Annotated in this window: 21 protein-coding genes; 6 read left to right on the top strand and 15 right to left on the bottom strand. The window is 72.0% G+C overall.

Annotated features, from left to right (window positions below):
- Positions 1-80: 80 nt before the first annotated feature.
- Positions 81-1,040 carry a hypothetical protein gene (locus AB0I32_RS10240; RefSeq protein WP_357505464.1) on the bottom strand — a complete coding sequence of 320 codons (960 nt, stop codon included), beginning with the start codon at positions 1,038-1,040 and terminating at the stop codon, positions 81-83.
- A gap of 146 nt (positions 1,041-1,186) precedes the next feature.
- On the opposite strand from AB0I32_RS10240, the gene AB0I32_RS10235 reads away from it, so the two are divergent.
- Together AB0I32_RS10235 and AB0I32_RS10230 are read left to right on the top strand one after the other, a co-directional pair.
- Positions 1,187-2,383: a class I SAM-dependent methyltransferase gene (locus tag AB0I32_RS10235; RefSeq protein ID WP_357505462.1), complete on the top strand. Its 1,197-nt coding sequence runs from the start codon at positions 1,187-1,189 to the stop codon at positions 2,381-2,383.
- Between the two features lie 285 nt (positions 2,384-2,668).
- Positions 2,669-3,220 carry a hypothetical protein gene (locus tag AB0I32_RS10230; RefSeq protein WP_357505460.1) on the top strand — a complete coding sequence of 184 codons (552 nt, stop codon included), beginning with the start codon at positions 2,669-2,671 and terminating at the stop codon, positions 3,218-3,220.
- A 186-nt stretch (positions 3,221-3,406) separates the two neighbouring features.
- Here AB0I32_RS10230 and AB0I32_RS10225 read toward each other — a convergent pair whose 3' ends face one another.
- A complete protein-coding gene (locus AB0I32_RS10225) occupies positions 3,407-4,828 on the bottom strand; it encodes a PLP-dependent aminotransferase family protein (protein ID WP_357505458.1) in 1,422 nt (473 codons plus the stop codon).
- A gap of 68 nt (positions 4,829-4,896) precedes the next feature.
- Between AB0I32_RS10225 and AB0I32_RS10220 the strand changes: the two genes are divergently transcribed.
- Positions 4,897-5,847, top strand: coding sequence for a DMT family transporter (locus AB0I32_RS10220; RefSeq protein ID WP_357505456.1), 951 nt, complete (start codon positions 4,897-4,899; stop codon positions 5,845-5,847).
- 35 nt (positions 5,848-5,882) lie between these two features.
- On the opposite strand, the gene AB0I32_RS10215 is transcribed toward AB0I32_RS10220, so the two are convergent.
- Entirely contained in the window at positions 5,883-6,473 is a 591-nt protein-coding gene (locus AB0I32_RS10215; protein ID WP_357505454.1) for a TIGR03086 family metal-binding protein, read from the bottom strand.
- A 51-nt stretch (positions 6,474-6,524) separates the two neighbouring features.
- Between AB0I32_RS10215 and AB0I32_RS10210 the strand changes: the two genes are divergently transcribed.
- Entirely contained in the window at positions 6,525-6,956 is a 432-nt protein-coding gene (locus AB0I32_RS10210) for a MarR family transcriptional regulator (protein ID WP_357505452.1), read from the top strand.
- 172 nt (positions 6,957-7,128) lie between these two features.
- Here the strand turns inward: AB0I32_RS10210 and AB0I32_RS10205 are convergent, their stop codons facing one another.
- The 10 genes from AB0I32_RS10205 to AB0I32_RS10160 all read right to left on the bottom strand — a co-directional run bounded on the left by AB0I32_RS10205 (position 7,129) and on the right by AB0I32_RS10160 (position 19,202).
- Complete coding sequence (locus AB0I32_RS10205; protein ID WP_357505450.1) at positions 7,129-7,848, bottom strand: response regulator transcription factor; 720 nt, start codon at positions 7,846-7,848, stop codon at positions 7,129-7,131.
- A complete protein-coding gene (locus tag AB0I32_RS10200; RefSeq protein ID WP_357505448.1) occupies positions 7,845-10,421 on the bottom strand; it encodes a DUF4118 domain-containing protein in 2,577 nt (858 codons plus the stop codon). Before AB0I32_RS10200 ends, AB0I32_RS10205 begins: the two co-directional genes overlap by 4 nt.
- Before the next feature lie 4 nt (positions 10,422-10,425).
- Complete coding sequence (kdpC, locus tag AB0I32_RS10195) at positions 10,426-11,052, bottom strand: K(+)-transporting ATPase subunit C (RefSeq protein WP_357505446.1); 627 nt, start codon at positions 11,050-11,052, stop codon at positions 10,426-10,428.
- A gap of 35 nt (positions 11,053-11,087) precedes the next feature.
- On the bottom strand, positions 11,088-13,271 hold the full coding sequence (gene kdpB, locus AB0I32_RS10190) for a potassium-transporting ATPase subunit KdpB (RefSeq protein WP_357505444.1): 2,184 nt from the start codon (positions 13,269-13,271) through the stop codon (positions 11,088-11,090).
- On the bottom strand, positions 13,268-14,935 hold the full coding sequence (gene kdpA, locus AB0I32_RS10185) for a potassium-transporting ATPase subunit KdpA (RefSeq protein ID WP_357505442.1): 1,668 nt from the start codon (positions 14,933-14,935) through the stop codon (positions 13,268-13,270). Before kdpA ends, kdpB begins: the two co-directional genes overlap by 4 nt.
- A gap of 5 nt (positions 14,936-14,940) precedes the next feature.
- The gene (locus AB0I32_RS10180) at positions 14,941-15,033 is read right to left on the bottom strand and encodes a potassium-transporting ATPase subunit F (RefSeq protein WP_116673876.1); all 93 of its coding nucleotides are present in this window, start codon (positions 15,031-15,033) and stop codon (positions 14,941-14,943) included.
- A 339-nt stretch (positions 15,034-15,372) separates the two neighbouring features.
- On the bottom strand, positions 15,373-16,212 hold the full coding sequence (locus AB0I32_RS10175; protein WP_357505440.1) for a TIGR03620 family F420-dependent LLM class oxidoreductase: 840 nt from the start codon (positions 16,210-16,212) through the stop codon (positions 15,373-15,375).
- A gap of 179 nt (positions 16,213-16,391) precedes the next feature.
- Positions 16,392-16,820 carry a zf-TFIIB domain-containing protein gene (locus AB0I32_RS10170; protein WP_357505438.1) on the bottom strand — a complete coding sequence of 143 codons (429 nt, stop codon included), beginning with the start codon at positions 16,818-16,820 and terminating at the stop codon, positions 16,392-16,394.
- A 76-nt stretch (positions 16,821-16,896) separates the two neighbouring features.
- The gene (locus AB0I32_RS10165; RefSeq protein WP_357505436.1) at positions 16,897-18,093 is read right to left on the bottom strand and encodes a hypothetical protein; all 1,197 of its coding nucleotides are present in this window, start codon (positions 18,091-18,093) and stop codon (positions 16,897-16,899) included.
- Between the two features lie 2 nt (positions 18,094-18,095).
- Complete coding sequence (locus tag AB0I32_RS10160) at positions 18,096-19,202, bottom strand: SPFH domain-containing protein (RefSeq protein ID WP_357505434.1); 1,107 nt, start codon at positions 19,200-19,202, stop codon at positions 18,096-18,098.
- A 179-nt stretch (positions 19,203-19,381) separates the two neighbouring features.
- Between AB0I32_RS10160 and AB0I32_RS10155 the strand changes: the two genes are divergently transcribed.
- Together AB0I32_RS10155 and AB0I32_RS10150 are read left to right on the top strand one after the other, a co-directional pair.
- A complete protein-coding gene (locus tag AB0I32_RS10155) occupies positions 19,382-20,791 on the top strand; it encodes an SGNH/GDSL hydrolase family protein (protein WP_357505432.1) in 1,410 nt (469 codons plus the stop codon).
- 138 nt (positions 20,792-20,929) lie between these two features.
- Positions 20,930-21,313, top strand: coding sequence for a universal stress protein (locus AB0I32_RS10150; protein ID WP_357505430.1), 384 nt, complete (start codon positions 20,930-20,932; stop codon positions 21,311-21,313).
- Between the two features lie 84 nt (positions 21,314-21,397).
- Here AB0I32_RS10150 and AB0I32_RS10145 read toward each other — a convergent pair whose 3' ends face one another.
- Together AB0I32_RS10145 and AB0I32_RS10140 are read right to left on the bottom strand one after the other, a co-directional pair.
- The gene (locus tag AB0I32_RS10145) at positions 21,398-22,246 is read right to left on the bottom strand and encodes a carbohydrate ABC transporter permease (RefSeq protein ID WP_357505428.1); all 849 of its coding nucleotides are present in this window, start codon (positions 22,244-22,246) and stop codon (positions 21,398-21,400) included.
- Positions 22,243-23,124: a sugar ABC transporter permease gene (locus AB0I32_RS10140; RefSeq protein ID WP_357505426.1), complete on the bottom strand. Its 882-nt coding sequence runs from the start codon at positions 23,122-23,124 to the stop codon at positions 22,243-22,245. Before AB0I32_RS10140 ends, AB0I32_RS10145 begins: the two co-directional genes overlap by 4 nt.
- Between the last annotated feature and the right edge of the window lies 1 nt (position 23,125).

The following is a 23,125-nucleotide window of genomic DNA, read 5'->3' as shown; positions in this document are numbered from 1 at the left end:
GCCGCACCGGGCGAGAACGGGGATATGTGCGGCGCCGGCCCGCGCCGACACATAACCCCGTTCTCGCCCGGCTCCCCCTCCTAGCCGAGGCGGGCGCGGAGCCACGGGATGCTGGCCTCCGCCTGGATGCGCTGGAACGCACGCACGTGCGGGATGCCGGGCGGCGGGTCCTGCAGCGAGCTGCGCGCGAAGTAGGCGGTCAGCACGGCTACCCACACCGTTACCGCCTCCGGGTCCACACCTGTCGGAAGGGGTGTCCGCGCCAGGACCTCCTCCGGGGCCGGCCCGCCCGTGGCATGGACGGCCGGGAGCATGCCCGTCTGGTTCAGGAAGGCCGCGCCGCGCACGGCGTGCGGCCAGTCCACGGCCACCGCCTCCTCCACCCCGTCGGCCCGGCGGACGACGAGCACGTTGTCCGCGCGCAGGTCACCATGCACGAGATGCGGACCGGCGAACGCCTCGGCCTGCCGCTCGGGCGACGCGATCTCGGCGATGCGGTCGAGGTTCGCCGCGAGCCACGGGTCGTAGGTCGCCAGGCCCGCGGGACGTTCGTCGGCAAGCTCGGCCGACTCCGGCCACGCACGGTCGCTGAAGGCGGGGAACGCGCCGGCGTCCGGCACCTCGTGCTCGCCGATGCGCCGGGCCAGGTGCTGCAGGCGGTCGAGGTCGTCCAGGTCCCACGGCTCCGTCCGTGGTGCTCGCCCGTCAACCACGTCCGACGCGACGACCACCCACGCGGGCTCGGCCTCCCCGGGGTCTGGCAGCTCCATGATCCAGCGGAAGGCCGGCGCGGGGACGTCGTCGGGCAGCGCCGCCGCACGCACCGCCTCCCGGCGGTGCAGGCGCGCGGCGACCTCGTGCTCCGTCGAGGCGACCTTGACGAACGCGCTGCCCGCCGCGGACTCCAGCGTGAGCGCCCAGCCGGGCGAGTAGCCGCCGTCGTGCGAGGTCCAGCCCGTGACCGGGCCACCGAGCCGCGCGGCGACGGCGTCGCGCACGTGCGCCGGGAGATCGGGCCAGGTCGGTCGGACGCGCGTCATGCGGCGATCATGCCAACCGCCCGCGATCCGCGACGAGGACATTTCCGGCTGCGCAGGTCACGACGGCGCCGTGAGAAGATACGGACGCACATTCCGGTTCGAAGCGTCGCGGACTCCGGCACCTTCGACCCGTTCGGGAGCAAGCCATGGCAGGGGTCCACTGGACCGCGGGCGGGGCCTCCTTCGCCGCCCGCTGGCGTTCCGAGAACGATGCGCCGGCGCCGGAACGGGTAGTGGTCGTCGACGACGGCACCACCGCCAAGGCCGCCTACCGCATGGCACGCGGCGGCGACGGACTCCTGTGGCGGGGCGACTTCCACAATGCCCGGCAGCTGCTTCGCGCCATGGACCGCCTGCACGAGCGGTCCCGCACCGGCCGGACCGGACCTGGCACCGGACCCGGCACAGCGGGCGGCGCGACCGGCGACGGACTCGCTGCGCTCTTCCACGGCCACCGCGCGGCACGCGCCGAACGCGCCAGGCTCCTCGGTAGCCTGCTGGTCCTGCTCGAACCGGACCACACCCTGAGGCTGGGCCGTGCGCCTGACGTCCGCGCGGCCTGCGACCATGCCTACGGCCCGGCGGACGGCACCGGCAGCGCACCAGAGGTCGAGCCTCGCGGGACCTGCGTGGCGCTCACCGAGCTCGTCGGTGTGCTCAGCGCATTCCAGTGGCACCAGCAGGGCGTCGAGGTCGACGCCCTGGACGAACGCATCCATCCCGCGTACGGCGTCTTCTCACCGGTGCGCGGCGAGTACGTCGACCTGGTAGCGCAGGTGCCGTTCACCGGAGAGGACGCGCCGCCGGTGGCCTTCGACCTCGGCACCGGGACCGGCGTGCTCGCGGCTCTCCTCGCCCGGCGCGGCGCCCGCACGGTCGTCGCCACCGACATCAACCCACGGGCGGTGGCCTGCGCCCGCTCGAACGTGCGACGGCTCGGGTTGGCCGACCGGGTGCAGGTCGTCGAGGCGGACCTGTGGCCCAGCGGCAGGGCCGACCTGATCGTCTGCAACCCGCCGTGGCTCCCCGCACGCCCGACCTCGGCTCTCGAGCTCGGCATCTACGACGCCGGGTCCGACCTGCTGCACCGGTTCCTCGACGGGCTCACCGAGCACCTCGCGCCAGGGGGCGAGGGCTGGCTCGTCCTCTCGGACCTCGCGGAGCACCTCGGGCTACGGACCCGCGACGAGCTCCTTACCCGTATCTCCGACGCCGGGCTGCGGGTCGCCGGCCGGCACGACACGAGCCCGCGGCACCCCCGGGCGAACGACGCCGCCGACCTGCTGCACGAAGCACGACGGCGCGAGGTCACCTCCCTGTGGCGCCTGATTCCTGGTGCTTGATTCCTGCACCTGACACCCAATACCCGACCTGGACGACCGTCCTGTATCACCACTGTGATGTCGGAGTTACGGGCTTTTCCTATCACTCTTCCGCCAGGTTCGATCCTGGATTGTCTCGTTTCATTCCGCACTCGCCTCAATGCGTTCCGATTGACAGGGTGAAAAGTGCGTCTGACTCTTCTTCTTGGAACACACGAGTGTGCTCTACCGCTGTTTCGACGGAGCTATTCGAGGGGAAATACCATGATCCGAGGATTCCGTGCAGTCAGCCGAGCTGTCGTTACCGTGGCCGTCTCGGCGGGCATGGTCTGCGCAGCCACGACAGGGGCAAGCGCCCTGGTGACGGCCGAGGGCGATGCGCCTGCGGCCGCGGTCACCGCAACCGATCCGGTGCCGGAGGTCGCGGCTGAGCCCGAGGCCGCTCCGGAGGCCGCGACCGAGGTCGAGGCAGTTCCGGAGGCCGCGACCGACGTCGAGGCAGCGCCGGACGCCGCGTCCGAGATCGAGGCGGTACCTGACGTCGCGACCGACGCCGAGGCAGTCCCGGACGTCGCGACCGAGGTCGAGGCAGTACCTGACGTCGCGACCGAGGCGGTGGCAGTACCCGAAGCCGCGACTGCGGTCGAAGCAGTTCCTGACGCCGCGGCCGACCTCCCGGTGCCGGACGTCCCCGTGCCTGATCTCCCGGTCCCGGACCTCCCGGTCCCGCTCCCGGTTCCTGACCTCGGCCTGCTGGACGGCCTGCTCGCCACGCTCGGCGACCTGCTCGGCTCGCTCCTCGGCAGCCTCGGCCTCCCCCTGCCCCTTCCCCTGCCCCTCCCCCTTCCGGGGATGTGACGAACTCGCCGGACGTCGCCAGCACGGCCGGTATCTGACGTCTTTTCCGCCAGCTGTTCGCGAACGGTGGGGCTGGTGCAAAAGACTACCGGTGAGGCCCTTTCCCGAATTTCGGGAAAGGGCCTCACTGGTTTGTGAAGGACCGGGTCGCGCATTTCATCACCGCACGTAGAACACTGCTCTTGATCACTTGAGAGCCTGTGCGATCCGACGTACCGCCTCGTGAAGCTGGTCGGGGGTGCTCGCGGCATAGCCGATCACCAGGCCTGATGGCCCATGGCCCAGCCGGTGCGCCGAGAGGGGCTGCACGCGAACCCCGACCTCGCCCGCACGCCGGACGACTGCGGCGTCGTCGATACCCGGCACCGTCACGAGTAGGTGCAGGCCGGCGGCCACACCGTGGGCGGTGCCGTCGGGCAGATGGGTCGCGAGCGCCGCGAGCAGGGCGTCGCGGCGGGCACGGTGCCGTCGTCGGACCTGGCGGAGGTGCCGTTCGAAGGCGCCGGTGGTGATGAAGTGGGCGAGCGCGAGCTGGGACAGCGCCGGACCGGCGAGGTCGGACCAGTAACGGGCCTCGACCAGCTCGGCCTGGAGTGCGACGGGTGCGAGCAGCCAGCCGATCCGGATCGCCGGGGCGAGCGACTTGGACACGCTGCCGAGGTGGACCACATGGTCGGGCGCGAGCGCGCGCAGCGCGGGCACGGGCGGGCGGTCGTAGCGGTGCTCGGCGTCGTAGTCGTCCTCGATGACCAGCCGGCCGGGAAGGCCACCGGTGCCCGACGGCGGTGCGGCGCGCGCCCAGGCGACCAGCTCCCGGCGTCGGTCCGGGGCGAGCACCACCCCGGTGGGGAACTGGTGCGCAGGGGTGACCACCACCGCGTCCACGCCTGTCCTGCCGAGCGCCGCGACCTCCAGCCCGTCCTGGTCGACGGGGATCGGAACGGGTTCCAGGTCCCACCGCCGGAGGTGCTCGCGGGCGCCGAAGGATCCCGGGTCCTCGAACCCGATCCGGCGCAGCCCGCGCGCACCGAGCGTCCGGGCGAGCAAGGTGAGGCCCTGCGAGACGCCGTTGACCACGAGGATGTCGTCGGGGTGCGCGCGGAGCCCCCTGGTGCGCGCGAGCCAGCCGGCCAGCGCCGTGCGGAGGGCGGGCAGGCCGCGCGGGTCTCCGTAGCCGAGCTCGCTCGACGTCAGCCCGGACAGTGCCGCGCGTTCCGCGCGGGCCCAGGCGGCGCGGGGGAACGCCGAGAGGTCGGGCAGGCCTGGCGACAGGTCGATCAGGTCGGTTGCCGAGGCAGCGGGGCCGGTCAGGTCCGGCGGCATCGTCCCGGCGAGGGCCGACGGCGGGGCCCAGGCCGCACGGACCGTCGTACCGCCCCCGTGCCTGCCGGAGAGCAGACCCTCGTCCGTGAGGCGGCGGTAGGCGTCGACCACCACGCCGCGTGAGCAGCCGAGCTGGTCGGCGAGAACGCGAGTCGCGGGCAGCCGGTCGCCCGGAGAAAGCCGGCCGTCGGACACGGCGTCCCGCACCGTCTCGACCAGCCACGCGGCCAAGCTCCCGCGGCCGGCCTGCGCGGGATCGAGCTGGAGGAAGTCCGCCCCGGGCATCTTGGTCCTCTCGATCGTTGCAGGTTTGGCACTGTCGGATATACCAAGGTACGAGCAGGCTCGCAGACATGACGACCACGACGCCACCAGGCTTGCGGGCCGCGGAGCCCACCCCCACCGACTCCGGCCCCGAGCACCACACCCGCCCGCAGGTGAGGCAGTGGTCCGGGCCGCTGTACGCGGGTATCGGGATGGCCCTGGTCGGCAGCCAGGTGGCGGTCTCGGGGGTGCTCGCCGACGCTCCGCTGTTCGCGGTGCAGGCACTCCGGTACACGCTGGCCGCTCTGGTGCTGTTCCTCGTCCTCCGGTTCACCGGACGCTCCGTCCCGGTACCGCGTGGCCGGGAATGGGCGTGGCTCGCGGGTGTGGCACTGACCGGGCTGGTGCTGTTCAACGTGGGTGTCGTGCGCGGCGTCGCGAATGCCGAGCCCGCGGTGATCGGGGTCGCCGTCGCGGCGGTGCCCATCCTGCTGGCGCTGGTGGGGCCGCTGCTCGGTCAGACCCGGCCGACGCCGATGGTGGTGGCCGCCGCGATAGTGGTGACCCTGGGCGCCGTCCTGGTGACCGGTGGCGGGCGCACCGACGCCGCTGGACTGGGCTACGCGCTGCTGACCCTGGTCTGCGAGGCGGGGTTCACCCTGCTGGCGATCCCGGTGCTGCGCCGGCTCGGGCCGCACGGCGTGTCGCTCCACGCGGTGTGGATCGCGGCGGTGGCGCTGTGGGCGCTCAGCCTGACGACGGAGGGACCGGGCGCTGTCGGTTCCCTGCGGGCCGAGCACGTTCCCGCGGTGCTGCACCTCGCCCTGGGCGTCACCGTCGTGGCGTTCCTGCTCTGGTACACGGCGGTCGGGCGGATCGGGCCGGGGCGGGCCGGGCTGTTCACCGGCGTCGTGCCCGTGGCGTCGGCCGTGGGCGGTGTCCTGCTCGGCGGCCCCGTGCCCGGGTTGATGGTGTGGCTGGGTGTCGCGGTCGTCGTGGTCGGCGTCGTGCTGGGGATGCGCACCGGTCCGACGCGGTAGGGGTCGTCTCGGACTCAGCCGGCCGCCAGGATCGGTCAGGCTCCGACCGCCTGCGGGTCCCGGCCCAGGAGGCGCAGGGCGTCGAGCCAGGGATCGACGCCGGTCTCGGCCAGCGGCTCGCCGAAGACGCCGGGCGATCCGCCGGGCCGGCTCGCGATCTGCCGGGCGAAGTCGAGGACGAGCGCGGTGACGGCGTCGTCCGGCCGGTAGGTGTCGCCGAGCGCCGTGGCGACGTCCCAGGCGTGGACCGCGGCGTCCAGGAGCTGCATGCTGAGCGCTACCGCAGGGGTCACCTGGATGTCGAACTCGGCGAGGTGGACGACCGCGGTCTCGTCAGCCGGCCCGAACGCGGCCCGCAGGGCCTCGGCGGACGCGTCCCACTGGGCGACGGCGTTCGCCGGGGTGACGTCCGGTCCCGCATAGGCGGCCTCGTCCGCGTCGCCGGTCGTGACCGCGGCCGCGAAGCCGAGGTTCTGGCCGATCATGTGCGACAGCAGGTCCGCGAGGTCCCAGCCGACGCACGGTGTGGCGATCCCGAGGTCGCCGCGGGCCGCCCGGTCGACCAGGGCAGTGGTGTCGGCGAGGGCTTTGTCGTGGAGGGTGAGCATCTCCGAATAGGTAAGCATACGTAGACGATACACCATGGTAGATCGTAAGAAGGTGGTTAGGATCGCCAGGTGGAGCGACCCGAGCTTGGCTACCTGCTGTCCCGGCTGATGCGGGTGGCGATCGCCCGCGAGGAGCCGATCCTCGAACGCGCCGGTCTGCGGATGTGGGACTACGCGGTCCTCAGCGCGCTGACGGAGCAGGCCGCCCCGACCCAGGCCCAGCTGGCGGCTGCCGCAGGGCGCGACAAGACGCGGCTGATCGGCAACCTCGACCGGCTGGCGGAGCTCGGCCTCGTCACCCGGGAACCGGACCCCGCGGACCGGCGCAACCGGGTGGTCTCCCTGACCGTCGAGGGCCGGCGGGTCCTCGAACGGTGCAGGACCGAGATCCGTGAGATGGAGGACGACCTGCTCGGTGCTGTGCCGGCGGGCGACCGGGAGGCCTTCGAGCGGGCGCTCACCGGGCTGGTCGAGTCGCTGGACGACACTCGCGATCACTGAGAGAGACCGCGGCCGGCCCTGGCCGCCTCGCGACTTCGGTCGGTGGCACGGCCGCTGATCTCAGTTCGGTCGGTTGCCCTGAGATCGGTCAGTCAAACGACCGATCTCAGGGCAAGCGACCGAAGTCACGGAGGCTCTGGGTGCAAGGGACCGAACGGGCCGGACGACCGGCTCACTCCTCGAACCGGTAGCCCGCCCCCGGGTGCGTGAGGATGTGGCGCGGGTGCGACGGGTCCTTCTCCAGCTTGCGCCGCAGCTGCGCCGTGTAGACGCGTAGGTAGTTGGTCTCGGTCGAGTACGCAGGGCCCCAGACCTCGTGCAGCAGCAGCTTGCGGTCCACGAGCCGGCCGCGGTTGCGCACCAGCACCTCCAGCAGCGCCCACTCGGTCGGGCTCAGCCGCACGTCGGCCCCGCCGCGCGAGACCTGCCGCCGCGCCAGGTCGATCCGCAGCTCGCCCGCGACGACCACCGGCTCCTCCGGATGAGCGGGCTCCGCCCGGCGGACGGCGGCGCGCAGCCGCGCGAGCAGCTCGTTCATCGCGAACGGCTTGGTCACGTAGTCGTCGGCGCCGGCGTCGAGGGCGTCCACCTTGTCGTCGCCGAGCTGCCGCGCGGACAGCACCACTATCGGCACCCGCGTCCAGCCGCGGATCCCCGCGATCACGTCGAGGCCCGGCATGTCGGGCAGCCCGAGGTCGAGCAGCACCACGTCCGGCCGGGCGGACGCCGCAGCGTCCAGCCCCGCAGCACCCGTCGGCGCGACCGTCACGTCCCAGCCGTGCGCCCGCAGGTTGATGGCCAGGGCGCGGGCGAGCGCGCCGTCGTCGTCCACCACGAGGACGCGGTTGCCCGTCACCGCCCGCTCTCCCCCGCCGTCCGGCTCCCCCGTCACGGGACCATCCCATCATCCCGACCAGAATCCGGCGCCGGTTCGCGCGGCACGGTGAGCACCATCGTCAGGCCTCCGCCGGGTGTGTCCTCCGCCGCGATCCGGGCGCCGACGGCGTCCGCGAGCCCCGACGCGACCGCCAGCCCGAGGCCGAGACCGTTGACGCTCGTGTCGTCGAGCCGCTGGAAGGGCTCGAACATGGTGGCCTTGCGGTCGTCGGGCACGCCGGGCCCGGTGTCGGCGATCCGCAGCTCCACCGCCGCGCGCGTCGCCGAGGCAGTGAACAGCACCTTCGCACCGGGCGGGGAGTGCCGCACCGCGTTGGAGACCACGTTCGCCACCACCCGCTCGAACAGGCCCGGGTCCGTGTGCACGAGCGGGAGGTCCTCGGGCACGTCGAGCGCGAGGTCGGAGAGCCACGGCTCGACGGCGATCGGCACCACCTCCTCCAGGGACGCGGCGCGCAGCACCGGGCGGACGGCGCCGGTCTGCAGCCGCGACAGGTCCAGGAGGTTGCCGATGAGCCGCTCCAGCCGGTAGGTCGAGTCCGCGATGGTGGCGGTGAGGATGTCGCGGTCCTCGCGGTCGAGCTCGACGTCGGGCGAGGCGAGGCCGTCCACCGCCGTGCGGATCACCGCGAGCGGGGTGCGCAGGTCGTGCGAGACGGCGGCGAGCAGCGCCGTGCGGGTGCTCTCCGTCCGCTCCAGCACCTCCGCCTGGGCCGCCTGCTCCCGCAGCCGCCGGTGTTCCAGCACGATCCCGGCCTGCGCGCCGAACGCCTCGACGACCTGCCGGTCGCTCGCCGGGAGGACGCGGCCGGCCAGCAGGAGCCGGTGCCTGTCGTCGATCGCCACCTCGGTGACGGGCCCGTCGTCCGTGGCACCGGACCTGCCGGACCCGCCGGACCCGACCGGACCCGCCTCGGTGGTGGCCCACCTCTCGTGGGCCACCACCGCCCACGGCGCGCGGTCGTCGGCGCGTTCCTCGAGCCGCACCTCGGCCATCGCGAACGTCTGCGCGAGGCGTTCCACTATCGCCTGCGCCGTGTCCTGACCCGACAGCACGGAACGCGAAAGCGCCGCGAGCGTCGATGCCTCCGCCCGCGCCCGGTAGGCCTGGGTGGTGCGCCGCGCCGCGAGGTCGACCACCGACGCGACCGCGACGGCGACCACCACGAACACGGCGAGCGCCAGCACGTTCTCCCCCTCGGCGATCGTCAGCCTGCCCACCGGCGCCGCGAAGAACCAGTTCAGGCACAGGTTCGACACGACCGCTGCCACGACCGCCGGCCACAGCCCGCCGATCAGGGCCACGCCGACGACCCCCGCGAGGAGGAGCATGGCGTCCGTCGCGAGAGCGACGTCGTCCCGGCCGATCAGCAGCAGCACCGCCGTCAGGGCCGCCGGCAGCACCAGGGCCGATCCCCAGCCCGCCGCCCGGCGCCTCGGGGACAGCGACGAGTAGCGGGACCCGACGCCCGTCCCGACGTGTGCCCGTTCGTGCGTCACCAGGTGCACGTCGATGGCGCCCGAGAGGCGTGCGATCTCCGCGCCGGAGGACCCGAGCAGGGCCTGCCGCCACACGCTGTGCCGGGAGACGCCCACCACGATCATCGTCGCGTTGACCCCGCGCGCGAAGTCCACGACGGCACTCGGCACGTCCTCCCCCACCACCGTGTGGAACACGCCGCCGAGCGACTCGGCGAGCGCACGGTGCGCCGCGATGGTGGCCGACGGCGTCGACGGCAGGCCGTCGGTCGGCAGCACGTGCACCGCCAGCAGCTCGGTACCCGCCGCCCGCTGGGCGATCCGGGCCGCCCGGCGCAGGAGCGTCTCCGTCTCCGGGCCCCCGGTGACGGCAACGACTATGCGCTCGCGGGCGGGCCAGGTGCCGCCGATCGCGTGGTCGGCGCGGTACCTGGTCAGGGCGTCGTCCACCCGGTCGGCGAGCCAGAGCAGGGCGAGCTCGCGCAGCGCCGTCAGGTTGCCGACGCGGAAGAACGACGACATGGACGCGTCGATCTGGTCCGCGCGGTAGACGTTGCCGTGCGCGAGCCGACGCCGCAGCTGTTCGGGCGAGAGGTCCACGAGCTGGATCTGGTCGGCCTCGCGCACCACCTTGTCCGGCACCGTCTCGCGCTGCCGGACGCCGGTGATGGCCTCGACGTCGTCCGTCAGGGAGGCGAGGTGCTGCACGTTGACCGTTGTGACCACGTCGATGCCGGCGTCCAGCAGGTCGTGCACGTCCTGCCAGCGCTTGGGATGCTCCGAGCCGGGGGCGTTGGTGTGCGCGAGCTCGTCCACCAGCACCACCTCGGGTGACCGCTCCACCACGGCCGGGACGTCGAGCTCGGTGAGCGTCGTGCCCCGGTGCTCGACGAGCCGCCGCGGAAGCATCTCCAGGTCGCCGATCCGTTCGACCGTCGCGGTCCGGCCGTGCGTCTCCACGAGACCGATCACGACGTCGGTGCCCCGTGCGCGACGGCGGTGCGCCTCGTCGAGCATGGCGTAGGTCTTCCCTACGCCCGGGGCCGCCCCCAGATAGACGGTGAGGCGGCCCCGGCGTCCGGTGGTCATGGCCTCAGTTTGCGTCATCGAGGGCGAGATTGAGCGCCAGCACGTTCACGCGCGGGTCACCCAGGACGCCCAGGTCGCGGCCTGCGGTGTGCTGGGCCACCGCGTGCTCGACGTCGGCCACGGGGAGGTCGCGCGCCTTGGCGACGCGGGCCACCTGGATCGCCGCGTACGCAGGACTGATCTGCGGGTCCAGGCCGGAGCCGGACGCCGTGACGGCGTCGGCCGGGACGTCCACCGGGGCCACACCCTCCAGGGCTGCCACCGCGGCCTTGCGCTCGTCGATCGTCGCGACCAGGTCGGGGTTGAGCGGGCCCAGGTTGGACCCTCCCGAGGCGAGGGTGTCGTACCCGTCCCCCGCCGCGGACGGGCGGGGGTGGAAGTACTCGGGGCCCGTGAAGCCCTGGGCGACGAGCGCCGAGCCGACGGCGTCGGAACGTGAGGTGGTGCGGGCGCCGTCGGCCTGGACGAGCGAGCCGTTCGCCTGCCAGGGGAAGGCCACCTGCCCGACGGCGGTCATCGCGAGCGGGTAGACGAGCCCGGTGACGAGAGTGAGGACGAGCAGCATGCGCAGCCCGGCCAGCGAGTGCCGGGTCAGCGTCGCGAGGTCGCTCGCCACTGTGGTCGATGCCATGTGAGTTCCTTTTTCGAGCTGATACGAAGGCCGGGCTACAGGCCCGGGAGCAGCGAGACGACCATGTCGATGAGCTTGATCCCGATGAACGGGGCCACCAGCCCGCCGAGGCCGTAGACCAGTAGGTTCCGCGTCAGCAGCGACGACGCCGACGCCGGCCGGTACCGCACACCGCGCAGCGACAGGGGGATCAGCGCGAGGATGATCAGCGCGTTGAAGATGACGGCCGACAGGATCGCCGAGCCGGAGCTCTCCAGCCGCATGATGTTCAGCACCCCGAGCTGCGGGAACACGGTCACGAACATGGCGGGCAGGATCGCGAAGTACTTCGCGACGTCGTTCGCCACGGAGAACGTGGTCAGCGCCCCGCGCGTGATCAGCAGCTGCTTGCCGATCTCCACGATCTCGATGAGCTTGGTGGGGTCGGAGTCGAGGTCCACCATGTTGCCCGCCTCCTTCGCGGCGGACGTCCCGGTGTTCATCGCGACGCCGACGTCGGACTGGGCGAGCGCCGGGGCGTCGTTCGTGCCGTCCCCGGCCATCGCGACCAGCCTGCCGCCCTCCTGCTCGCGGCGGATCAGCTCGAGCTTGTCCTCGGGGGTGGCCTCGGCCAGCACGTCGTCCACACCGGCCTCCTCCGCGATCGCCCGCGCGGTCACCTGGTTGTCTCCCGTGACCATGACGGACCGGATGCCCATGGCGCGCAGCTCGTCGAACCGCTCGCGCATGCCCTCCTTGACCACGTCCTTCAGGCGGACGACGCCGAGCACCCGCGCGGGCCCCTCGCCCACCTGTTCCGCGACGACGAGCGGTGTGCCGCCCGCGCGCGAGACGTCGTCGACATGCCCCTCCAGCTCCGCGGTCTCCTGCTCCGGGACCTGCGCGCCGGTGCTCCGCACCCACCGCTGGATCGCGCCGCCGGCCCCCTTCCGGATGCGGACGACGCCGTTGGTCGAGCTCGTCGAGACCACCGACGCCGGCAGGTCCACCCCCGACATCCGCGTCTGCGCCGTGAACGGCACCAGCTCGGCGTCCGCCGGCAGCTCGTCGCCCGCACCGCACGTCCCGTCCACCAGCTCGACGATGCTGCGCCCCTCCGGGGTCTCGTCGGCCAACGAGGCCAGCCGAGCCGCTGCCGCCAGCTCCTGCGGCGTCACGCCGCCTACCGGCAGCACCTCCGTGGCCCGCCGGTTGCCGTAGGTGATGGTGCCCGTCTTGTCGAGCAGCAGGACGTCGACGTCGCCCGCCGCCTCGACCGCACGGCCCGACATCGCCAGCACGTTGCGCTGCACCAGCCGGTCCATCCCCGCGATGCCGATCGCGCTGAGCAGCGCGCCGATCGTCGTCGGGATCAGGCAGACCAGCAGCGCCACCAGGACCAGCAGCGACTGCCGCGAGCCCGAGTACACGGCGAACGGCTGCAGCGTGGCGACCGCCAGCAGGAACACGATGGTCAGCGACGTGAGCAGGATGTTCAGCGCCACCTCGTTCGGCGTCTTCTGGCGCTCGCTGCCCTCGACCAGGGCGATCATCCGGTCCACGAACGTGGACCCGGCGGGCGCCGTGATGCGCACGACGATCCGGTCGGACAGCACCACCGTGCCGCCCGTGACCGCCGAACGGTCGCCGCCGGACTCGCGGATCACCGGTGCCGACTCGCCGGTGATCGCCGACTCGTCCACCGACGCGACGCCCTCGATGACGTCCCCGTCGCCCGGGATGGTCTCGCCCGCCACGACCACCACGACGTCGCCCACCTGCAGCGTCGAGGACGGGACCTCGGCCGTCGGCAGCAGGTCCAGCCCGGTGCGGGTGGCAGCAAGGGTTTCCTGCGGGGCCTCTACCTTGCGCGCCGTCGTCTGCTTCTGGGTGGCGCGCAGCGTGGAAGCCTGCGCCTTGCCGCGGGACTCGGCGATGGACTCGGCAAGCGTCGCGAAGAGCACCGTCGCCCACAGCCACACGGTGATCCACCAGGCGAAGACACCCGGCTCGATGATCGCCAGCACGGTGGTGACGAGGGCGCCCACCTCGACGACGAACATGACCGGCGAGGTGTAGAGGACGCGCGGGTCGAGCTTCCGCAGCGCGCCAGGGAACGAGGCACGCACCTGCGCCCAGGTCAAGGCACGCGGCGTCGTGCGCTTCGAGTGCCGGCTCCCGCCGTCCGTCGCGGGCTCGCGGGTGGGGACGTCCGGGATGTTCCGGGTGTCGATGGTCATGACAGGGACTCCACAACGGGACCGAGGGAAAGAACAGGGATGAACGTGAGCCCCACGACGACGATCGCCACCGTGGCCACGAGGCCCACGAAGAGCGGGCGGTGCGTCGGCAGGGTGCCCGCCGTCGCCGGGACCGCCGTCTGGCTCGCGAGGCGCCCGGCGAGCCCCAGCACGAGGGCGATTGGGACGAACCGGCCGGCGAGCATCGCCAGACCCTGCGTCACCTCGTAGAACGGGGTGCCGGTGGTCAGGCCACCGAAGGCCGAGCCGTTGTTGTTCGCGGCCGAGGCGTACGCGTACAGCACCTCGGACAGGCCGTGCGGGCCGGGCTCCTGGATACCGGCGAGGCCCGGCTCGACGACGACGGCGGCCGCCGTCCCCACCAGCACCAGCGCGGGCACCGTCAGCACGTACAGCGCGACCAGGGTCATCTCCTGGCGGCCGATCTTCTTGCCCAGGTATTCGGGTGTACGGCCGACCATCAGGCCCGCGATGAACACGGCGACCACTGCCAGGATCAGCATCCCGTAGAGGCCGGAGCCGGCGCCGCCCGGTGCGACCTCGCCCAGCAGCATGTTGAACAGCACGAGGCCGCCACCCGGCGCCGTGAACGAGTCGTGCATCGAGTTCACCGCGCCGGTCGACGTCGCCGTCGTCGCGACCGCGAACAGGGCACTTCCGGCGAGCCCGAACCGGGTCTCCTTGCCCTCCATGGCTGCGCCCGCCGCCTGCGGAGCCGCACCGGGGCCTGCCATCTCCGCCCAGGTGGTGAGCACCAGGGACGCCAGGAAGAGCCCGCCCATGGCACCGAGGATCGCCCAGCCCTGGCGCTTGTCGCCGACCATGATGCCGAACGTGCGCGGCAGCGTGAACGGGATGAGCAGCAGCAGGAAGACCTCGAGGACGTTGGTGAACGGCGTCGGGTTCTCGAACGGGTGCGCGGAGTTCGCGTTGAACGGGCCGCCGCCGTTGGTGCCGAGCTCCTTGATGGCCTCCTGGGAGGCGATCGGGCCGCCGAGCGCGTGCTGCGTGGCGCCCTCGACAGTGGTGAGCGCGGTGTGCGGGTCCAGGTTCTGGATCACACCTGCGCCCATGAGGACGAGCGCCGCCAGCACGGAGAGCGGCAGCAGGATCCGGGTCACGCCGCGGGTCAGGTCGCTCCAGAAGTTGCCGATGCGGGCGTCGGTCCCGGACCGGGCGAAGCCGCGCACCAGCGCGATCGCGACCGCCATACCGACCGCCGCCGAGACGAAGTTCTGCACGGCCAGCCCGGCCATCTGGACCAGGTGCCCCGCCGCCGCCTCGCCCGAGTACCACTGCCAGTTGGTGTTCGTGGTGAAGCTGACGGCGGTGTTCCACGCGCCCGCCGGGTCGAACCCTGCGAGGCCGAGGCTCCACGGCAGGTGCTCCTGCAGGCGCAGCATCCCGTACAGGAAGAGGACCGAGACGAGCGAGAAGCCCAGCAGGGACATCAGGTAGGTCGTCCAGCGCTGCTCGGCATCCGGGTCCACGCGGACGGCGCGGTACCAGAGGCGCTCGATCCGCAGGTGCCTGGGGCTGGTGTAGGTGCGCGCCATGTACGCGCCGAGCGGCGCGTGCACCGCGGCGAGGGCGGCGAGCAGCACGAGGATCTGTGCCGCCGCAGCAAGGACTTCGGTGCTCACGGCGGTCACCGCGTCCGGTCGGCGCGGATCAGCGCCACGAAGAGGTACGCGAGGCCCGCGAGGGTGAGCACCAGGCCCACGGCGTCGAACGGGTTCACTTCCGCCTCCCCAGAGGGCTGACGGACGACTCGTTCGCGGTGGCGCGACGCGCCACCACTGCCACCACGGCGAAGAACGCCACGGTCAGGAGGATGAAGGCCAGATCGGTCATGTCTCAGGTCTATGCCCGACGGCGCCCGGCGGACCGTGCCCTTGACGGAACGTTGACACGTGCGCCGACGACCCTGACACCCCCCTGACACCGAGGCCAGGCCGCCGAGGGAGAACTGCGGCGAGATGGAACTGCAGCGAGGTAGTCAGCCAGCGAAGCAGTCGCTCAGCGGCCCGCGCGTGAGTACTGGACGACAACCTCGCTGGCCGGCTACCTCGCTGCAGGACTACCTCGGCAGGGTGGAGGCGGCGGCAACCGCGCGGGCTACCTCGATCGCGCCCGGCTGGTCGCCCTCAGAGAACACGGACAGCGCCACGTGGTCCGCGCCCGCATCGAGGTGTGCCCGCACCGCGGCGAGAATCGCGTCAGCATCACCCACGGTCGCGATCGCGTCGACCAGCTCGTCGCTCATGGCGGCGATGTCGTCGTCGCCGAAGCCCATCCGGCGCATGTTCGCCGCGTACCCGCCGACGGAGAGCAGGAAGCCCAGCGGCCCGCGCACGGTCCGGCGGGCACGGCCGAGGTCGGCGTCAAGCACCACCGGCTGGATCACCACGAGCGTCGCGTCCGGTCCGAGCACCTCGCGCGCCCATGCGGTGTAGCCGGGCGTCACCAGCATCGTGATCGCGCCCGCCGCGCGGTCCCGCGCGAGCTCCAGCTTGCGGGGACCGAGGGCCGCGATCAGCCGCCGCGCCGCGGGCAGCGACACGTCCGCGTGGTCGAGCTCGTCCAGGAACTCGCCCAGCCCGGCGAGCGGCCGTGCCACCCGCTGCGGCGCCCCGAAGCCACCGACCAGCCGTTCCGCCTCGCCCTCGTCGAGCGCCCTGAGGAGGCGGACGACGTCGTCGACGCCGTGGACGTCCAGCGACACGATCGCGGGAGCTACCGCGACCTTCTCCGTCGCGCGGAGCAGGTCGGCCAGCGGTTCGAGGAGCTCGAGCTGCCCGCCGAACAGCCAGAGCGCGGAGAAGCCCAGCCGCTCGGCCTCTGCGGCCTGCTCGACGTGCGCCCGGTCGTCCGCGACGTTCAGCACCAGGCCCAGCGACCCCAGCTCCAGCTCACTCATCAACAGCTCCCTCGCCGATAGCGGGCCCGTTGGCCCCTGTCGGCGACGACGCTAAGACCTCAACCAAACCTGAGGTCAAGTGGCGAGCCGGAAGACAACGACGCCCCTACCCAGGGGTTCGGCCCGGAACCGTGGGAGGTCCGGGCCGAATCACTGGGTAGGGGCGCGCGTCGCGTCACTCAGAAGTCGAAGAGCTCCCCCAGGAGGGACTCCTTGCGCTTCTTCTTGTAGCGCGGGTCGTCGTGCCTGCGGTCGCCGTCGTACCGGCGGTCACGGTCCCGGTCGCCGTCGTACCGGCGGTCGCCGTCGTACCGGCGGTCCCGGTCGCTGTCGTAGCGACGGTCGTCACGCCGGCGGTCGTCGTAGCGCGGGTCGTAGGCCGGCTGCGGCGAGCCGTAGGGCCCCGCCTGCACGGGGTTCGGCGCCGGCGGGGCCGACGGCGCGGCCGGCCGGTTCTCCGCGGCGATCTCGGTCTCGACCGAGCGGTCGATGACCTTGTCCAGCTCACCACGGTCGAGCCACACGCCACGGCACGTGGGGCAGTAGTCGATCTCGATCCCCTTGCGCTCGGACATGACGAGCGTGGTCTGGTCGATGGGGCACAGCATCGTGTGGTCTCCTAGCGGTCGTCGTCTGCCGGTCACCCAACGGACGAGCCGGTCGTGCGGTTCCGTGACGTCGGTGTCAGCTGCCTGGATCCGCGTGAAATCCCACGCTCTCACGAGAGACCGGATCACCCAACAGCGCGAGCCCCGAGTAGACGACGGTCGCGGCACCGTCGTCCTGGGCCGCCACCACAGCCCACACGATCCCGGCGATCAGCGCCAGCCCGGCCAGGACCGCGAACGTGATCTTCCAGGCCGACCACGGGCGTTCGCCCACCACCTCGGCGGTGCGCGCGTTGACCAGCACCTGGAACGGCTTGCCGCCGTACAGGTAGGTGGCGATCCACACCGGCAGCAGCAGGAGCTTGTACGTCACGTCGAAGTAGCTGGTGGCCACGTGGTGCACCTGCTGGACGTCGCCGCCGATGTCCCGCTCGCAGTCGTTCTCGATGACGGGCGCCATCTCCCGCTTGGCCGCGTCCAGCCCCGCCTCTGGCTCGACGTCGTACCGGAGGGTCTCGTAGCCCGCGAGGTAGTCCGGCTGGTACGCCGCCGCCTGCTCCAGCGGCCACGGGCTCAGCTTGGCCAGGTGCTCGGGCATGACCCGCCGCGTCCCCGTGACGAGCACGTCGTCGAAGGCCCGCGCGACCGTGCCAGACGCCGGGTACCAGGCCGTCTTCTGCACCTGCCGGGTCTGGGTCTGGCTGCGCCCCTCGGAGTCGGTGGTCGTGTACGTCTCGGTGACCCAGTAGTGCTCGCCGCGCTGCCCGGTGTAGTCCGACCGTGTCTGCGTGTCGAACGTCCAGTGCGGCAGGTAGACGCCGTGCGCCTGCTCCGCGGACACCACCTTCTTCAGGGCCGACGGCGCGAACCACCGCGAGCGCACCCACTTCTGCAGCGCGTCCTGCATGGCCGGCCGGTCGACCCCGAAGGGCAGCACGGCCTCCGGCTCGACCAGGCCGAGGCTCTCGACCTCGGCGACCATGGGCGACCCGCAGAACCCGCACTTCTGCGACAGGTGGTCGCTGGTCGTCATGGCCCCGCACGTGCCGCACTTGTACTCGTGGGTGGCCGGCGCGGCGGGCCGCCGCATCGCGGCGAGGGTCGCGAAGTCGTGCTCGCGCACCTCGCCGCCGGTCGGCGTCACCTGCTGGGCATGCCCGCAGTACGGGCAGGTCAGCGCGCCGGTCCCGGCGGCGAACTCGACGCTGGCCCCGCACTGCTCGCACGGGTAGGAGCGGTGCGCGGTGACGCCGCCCTCTGTCAGCTCCGCCATCGTCAGGCCTGCGGGAGGGGCGGCGGGGTGGCGCCGAGGTGCTTCGCCACGTCCGGCACCGACGACGCCGGCTCCCAGCCGGCCATGCCCGCGCGCCAGATCAGCGTGCCGGCCGTCAGCGTGCCGGCTGCGGCCTGGGCGGCGAGCGCGGCGTCGTCGAACGGGCCGGTCTGCGCGCCCCCGTTGCCGAGGTACCAGCCGGGCATCGGCGGCGGGCCGGCCGGTGCAGCCTGGGCCGGGGCGGTCTGGGTGGGCGGCACTATCGCGTTGCCCACCGACTGCCCGAGCCCCATGCCGATCACCGCGCCGGCGCTGCCGCCGCCCTCGGCCGCGGCTTCCATCGCCTGACCCGCCTGGAACTGCTGGAAGGCGGCCATGCTGCCGACCGTCCCGGACGAGACGATGCCCATGGAGGTGCGCTTGTCGAGCGCCGCCTCGACCTCCGGCGGCAGGGAGATGTTCTCGATGACGAACTTGGGCACGGCGATGCCGAGGTCCGCAAGCTCGTCGGTGAGCCGGGCCGCGAGCTGGTCGCCGAGGTCACCGTGGTGGGCGGCGAGCTCGATGACGGGGATACCGGACGAGGCGAGCACGCTCGCGAGGTGGCTCACCATGTTCTGGCGCAGGTACTCGTGCACCTCGTCGGTGCGGAACTGCGGGTCGGTGCCGACCAGCTCGCGCAGCAGCTTGGACGGGTCGACGACACGGACCGAGAACGCGCCGAAGGCCCGCACGCGCACCATGCCCAGCTCCGGGTCCCGCATCATGACGGGGTTCTTGGTGCCCCACTTCATGTCGGTGAACTGGCGGGTGCTGACGAAGTACACCTCGGCCTTGAACGGCGAGTGGAAGCCGTGCTTCCAGCCCTTCAGCGTCGAGAGCACCGGCAGGTTCTGCGTCTCGAGCGTGTAGGTGCCTGGCACGAACACGTCGGCGATGACGCCCTCGTTGACGAAGACGGCGGTCTGCGACTCGCGCACGACGAGGCGCGCGCCCATCTTGATCTCGTTCTCGTAGCGGGGGAACCGCCACACGATGGTGTCGCGCGTGTCGTCGAGCCATTCGACGATGTCGACCAGCTCGCCCTTGATCTTGTCCAGCAGGCCCATGACGTGCTCCTCTTTCGTTCCTGTTCAGGACGCTCGCCCGGACGCTGCAAGCACTCGGACCCTACAAGTCCGGCGCGCCGCGGGGAACGAAAGAAGGTCTTGACCAGCGGTATCCGGCGTGCCTAATTTCGTACGGGTGTGCTGCGGGTGGCGCGGCGCGAGCGATCAGGGAGACGACGATGTCTGCTGACCCTCGTTTGTCCCGCCGCCTCGTCGCAGTGGTGGTGGGGGCCACGCTCCTGGCCGGCGGTGCGGTCTCCGCCGGGATCCTGTCCGTGAACGCCGGGGCGCCCGGGCCTGCCGCCCCGCCCAGCGCCGGCCCTACCGCCGTCGAACCGACCGTCGAACCGACCGCCGGACCCACTGCCGAGCCACAGGAGCAGCAGCCGCAGCCGCCGGCCGACACGGCGACGAGCTGGGTGGGCACCTGGGCGACGGCCCCGACCGCGGTGCCCGAGACCGGCGTCGAGCACCTCGAGGACGTGACGGTGCGCCAGGTGGTGCACACCAGCATCGGCGGCGACCAGGTCCGGCTCCGCCTGACCAACGAGTTCGGCGAGGAGACCCTGGTCCTGGGCGAGGTGCACGTCGCGCTGCGCGACGGCGCGGACGGGACCGACCTCGACCCGGCGACCGACCGCACCGTGACGTTCGGCGGCGCGACGTCGGTGACGGTCCCCGCGGGCGCCCCGCTGGTGAGCGACCCCGTGGACCTGGTGGTCCCGCCCGACGCCGACCTGGTCGTGAGCAGCTACCTGCCCGAGCCGACGGCCGTCACCACGGTGCACCACTTCCCGTTCCAGGTGAATGCCGTCGCCCAGGGCAACGTGACCGCCGAACCCTCGGTGAACCGGGTCCGTGAGCTGGACCAGTGGCTGTTCCTGTCCGGGGTGAGCGTCGCGGCCCCTGCCGGGTCCGCGGCGGTCGTCACGCTCGGCGACTCCATCACCGACGGCGCGGCCACCCGGGTCGGCGCCAACCACCGCTGGCCGGACCTGCTCGGCGACCGGCTGCGGGACGCGCCCCGTCTCGCCGACCGCGGGGTGCTGAACGTGGGCATCTCCGGGAACCGGCTGCTCCACCCCAACCCGGATGCCGACAAGGAGCGCGAGTCGTTCGCCGCCTACCTCGGCCATTCCGGGCTGCGGCGCTTCGACCGCGACGTCCTTGCTCAGCCCGGCGCGAGATACGTGATCACCCTGCTGGGCGTCAACGACATCGGGCAGGCCGGCGGCCGTTCAGCGCCGGCCGACGAGGCGGTCACCGCGCAGCAGCTGATCGACGGCCACCGCCAGGTCGTCGCCCGCGGCCGCACCGCCGGGCTGACCGTCTACTGCGGCACGATCCTGCCGTTCGGCGGGACGCCCGGGTATGACACACCGAGGAACGAGGCAGTGCGCCACGCGCTCAACGAGTGGATCCGGACCAGCGGTGAGTGCGACGCCGTGATCGACTTCGACGCCGCCGTCCGTGACCCGGCAGAACCCACGGCGCTGCGCGCCGAGTACGACAGCGGCGACCATCTGCACCCGAACGACGCCGGGATGGCGGCGATGGCGGACGCGGTGCCGCTGCACCTCTTCCGCTGATTCGCTGACCTCCCTGACCGGCTCTCCGCCCGGCGTCGTATCACGTGGCAGCGGACGACTGCCAGTGACCTGGACATGTGAGAGAGTTTCACCAGCAGGGGTGACACCCGGCGAACCTGTCCGGAGGTGCAAGGACCGATGACCGTCCTCGTGGCGTACAACGAGTCACCCCAGGGTGAGGCCGCGATGCGCGCCGCCGTCACCGAGGCGACGCGACGTGAGCAGGAGCTGGCCGTTCTCGTGCTGACTCCGCAGGTGGGGGCCAAGGTCCCCGCGGCGCTCGCACACCTGCTCGACACCGTGCCCGGCAGCGTCACCGTCGCGCCGATAGTGTTCCGCGCCGAGCACGCCGACGTCGCCGACGCGATCGTCGACCAGGCCGAGGCGGTCTCGGCCGACCTCGTGGTGATCGGCTCGCGCAAGCACTCGACCGTCGGAAAGTTCCTCGTCGGGTCGACGACGCAGCGGGTGCTGCTCGACTCCCCCGCACCGGTCCTCGTGGTCAAGGCCGGCTACGCCTGACAGCCCGTCGTCGAGCCACACCTTCCGTTGGTCGAGCGTGTCGAGACCCGGTGAGGGTCTCGGCACGCTCGACCAACGACCGGCCTACTTCACCGCGCCCGACGTGATCCCCGAGATGATCTTGCGCTGGGCGACGACGAAGACCGCCAGCAGCGGAAGGCTCATCAGCACGACGTAGGCGAAGATCAGGTGCCAGTTTTCCAGGTACAGCCCGGCGCTGGCGACCTGGAACAGGTTCAGCGGCAGCGTGTCCAGCCGCCCGCCGACCACGAAGAACGCGTAGAACACGTCGTTCCAGACGTACAGGCAGATCAGGATCGTCGCCGTCGACAGCACCGGCGCCAGCAGCGGCAGGATGATCCGGCCGAACACGCGCAGCGGGCCTGCGCCGTCGACCCGTGCCGCCTCCTCGAGCTCTACCGGGATCGTCCGGATGAACCCGGTGACGAAGAAGATGACCGTCGACAGGTACATGCCCATGTAGACGCCGATCATCCCGATCGCCGTGCCCGCGAGGCCGAGCTGGCGCAGCAGCAGTACGACGGTCACGACCGCGGGCGGCAGCACGATGCCGCTGATCGCCAGCGCGTAGAGCACCGCCATGAGCCGCGAGCTACGGCGGGCGAGCACCCATGAGGCGAGGGACCCGAGGGCGAGCACCCCGACGACCGCCGGGACCATGACGAGCAGGCTCCCGAAGAACGCGGCGGGCACCCGGCCGTCCTCCCAGACCGCCGCGAAGTTCTCGGCGTACTGCCAGGTGGTGGGCAGGGACAGGTCGGGGTTGAGGGCCTCGCCCTGGCTCTTGCCCGCCGTGACGACCACTATCCACAGCGGCATGCCGATCAGCAGGACGACGGCGAGGAGGGCCGCCACCGGCTGGACGCGCCGCCAGGCTCCGTGCCTGTTGTTCACGTGCCGTGTGGCGCTCACAGGACTTCCTCTCGCTTGCGCAGGGTCCGGATGACGGGGAACGCGAGGGCCACGACGACGAGGAAGAGCACGAGGCTCATGGTCGTGGCCTGGGCGAACAGACCCTGTCCGAACGTGCGGAAGACAAAGATGTTGAGCAGCTCGGTGGTGCGGGCCGGCCCGCCGCCGGTGGTCGCCTGGACGATGTCGAACCCGTTCATCGAGCCCAGCAGCGCGGTCGCGACGTTGAAGGTCAGCGCGGGCGCGAGCAGCGGGAACCGGACGTGCCGGAAGGCGCTCCAGGCGGAGGCGCCGTCGAGCCGGGCGGCCTCGAGCACGTCCTCGCTGATCGTCTTCAGGCCCGCGAGGTAGATGAGCATCGACAGGCCCATCCACTTCCAGGAGTGGATCAGCGCGACCACCACCAGCGTCCACGTGGTGTCCCCCAGCCAGGGGATCGTGACCGGCTGGCCGGTCAGGGCGCTGAGGATGGCGTTGGCGGCGCCGTCCGGCTTGAGGATCGCCTGGAACACGTAACCGGCCGCGAGCGCGGACATGACGACCGGGATGAAGAACATGACCCGGGCGAACCGGTTGATCCTCGTGTCCCGCTCCAGGAGCAGTGCGAGCAGCAGCCCGAAGAGGTTCTGGAAGATCGCCACCAGCACGGCATAGATCAGCGTGATCCGCAGCGACGAGAGCAGGGTGCCGCTCGAGATGAGGTCCTGGAAGTTCTGCAGCCCGACGAAGCCGATCTCGCTCTTGAAGCTCGACCAGTCGGTGAGCGCGTAGACGAAGTTGAAGATCGTCGGCAGGAAGAAGAACACCCCGAGGATCGCGAACGCCGGGACGAGGAAGGCGGCCGGATGGTTGGCGCGGTGGCCGACGTTGGTGCGCACC

The sequence above is a fragment of the Promicromonospora sp. NPDC050249 genome (assembly GCF_040656015.1).
GTDB lineage: Bacteria > Actinomycetota > Actinomycetes > Actinomycetales > Cellulomonadaceae > Promicromonospora.
The sequence above is the reverse complement of the archived record's forward strand: the minus strand, read 5'-3'. Positions and strand labels throughout refer to the sequence as shown.

Excerpts from the sequence above, each read along its gene's own strand:
- AB0I32_RS10235 (WP_357505462.1), top strand. The coding sequence starts at position 1,187 with ATGGCAGGGGTCCACTGGACCGCGGGCGGGGCCTCCTTCGCCGCCCGC.
- AB0I32_RS10175 (WP_357505440.1), bottom strand. The coding sequence starts at position 16,212 with ATGAGTGAGCTGGAGCTGGGGTCGCTGGGCCTGGTGCTGAACGTCGCG.
- AB0I32_RS10165 (WP_357505436.1), bottom strand. The coding sequence starts at position 18,093 with ATGGCGGAGCTGACAGAGGGCGGCGTCACCGCGCACCGCTCCTACCCG.
- AB0I32_RS10170 (WP_357505438.1), bottom strand. The coding sequence starts at position 16,820 with ATGCTGTGCCCCATCGACCAGACCACGCTCGTCATGTCCGAGCGCAAG.
- AB0I32_RS10160 (WP_357505434.1), bottom strand. The coding sequence starts at position 19,202 with ATGGGCCTGCTGGACAAGATCAAGGGCGAGCTGGTCGACATCGTCGAA.
- AB0I32_RS10225 (WP_357505458.1), bottom strand. The coding sequence starts at position 4,828 with ATGCCCGGGGCGGACTTCCTCCAGCTCGATCCCGCGCAGGCCGGCCGC.
- AB0I32_RS10240 (WP_357505464.1), bottom strand. The coding sequence starts at position 1,040 with ATGACGCGCGTCCGACCGACCTGGCCCGATCTCCCGGCGCACGTGCGC.
- AB0I32_RS10200 (WP_357505448.1), bottom strand. The coding sequence starts at position 10,421 with ATGACCACCGGACGCCGGGGCCGCCTCACCGTCTATCTGGGGGCGGCC.
- kdpB (WP_357505444.1), bottom strand. The coding sequence starts at position 13,271 with ATGACCATCGACACCCGGAACATCCCGGACGTCCCCACCCGCGAGCCC.
- kdpC (WP_357505446.1), bottom strand. The coding sequence starts at position 11,052 with ATGGCATCGACCACAGTGGCGAGCGACCTCGCGACGCTGACCCGGCAC.
- AB0I32_RS10155 (WP_357505432.1), top strand. The coding sequence starts at position 19,382 with ATGTCTGCTGACCCTCGTTTGTCCCGCCGCCTCGTCGCAGTGGTGGTG.
- AB0I32_RS10150 (WP_357505430.1), top strand. The coding sequence starts at position 20,930 with ATGACCGTCCTCGTGGCGTACAACGAGTCACCCCAGGGTGAGGCCGCG.
- AB0I32_RS10215 (WP_357505454.1), bottom strand. The coding sequence starts at position 6,473 with ATGCTTACCTATTCGGAGATGCTCACCCTCCACGACAAAGCCCTCGCC.
- AB0I32_RS10220 (WP_357505456.1), top strand. The coding sequence starts at position 4,897 with ATGACGACCACGACGCCACCAGGCTTGCGGGCCGCGGAGCCCACCCCC.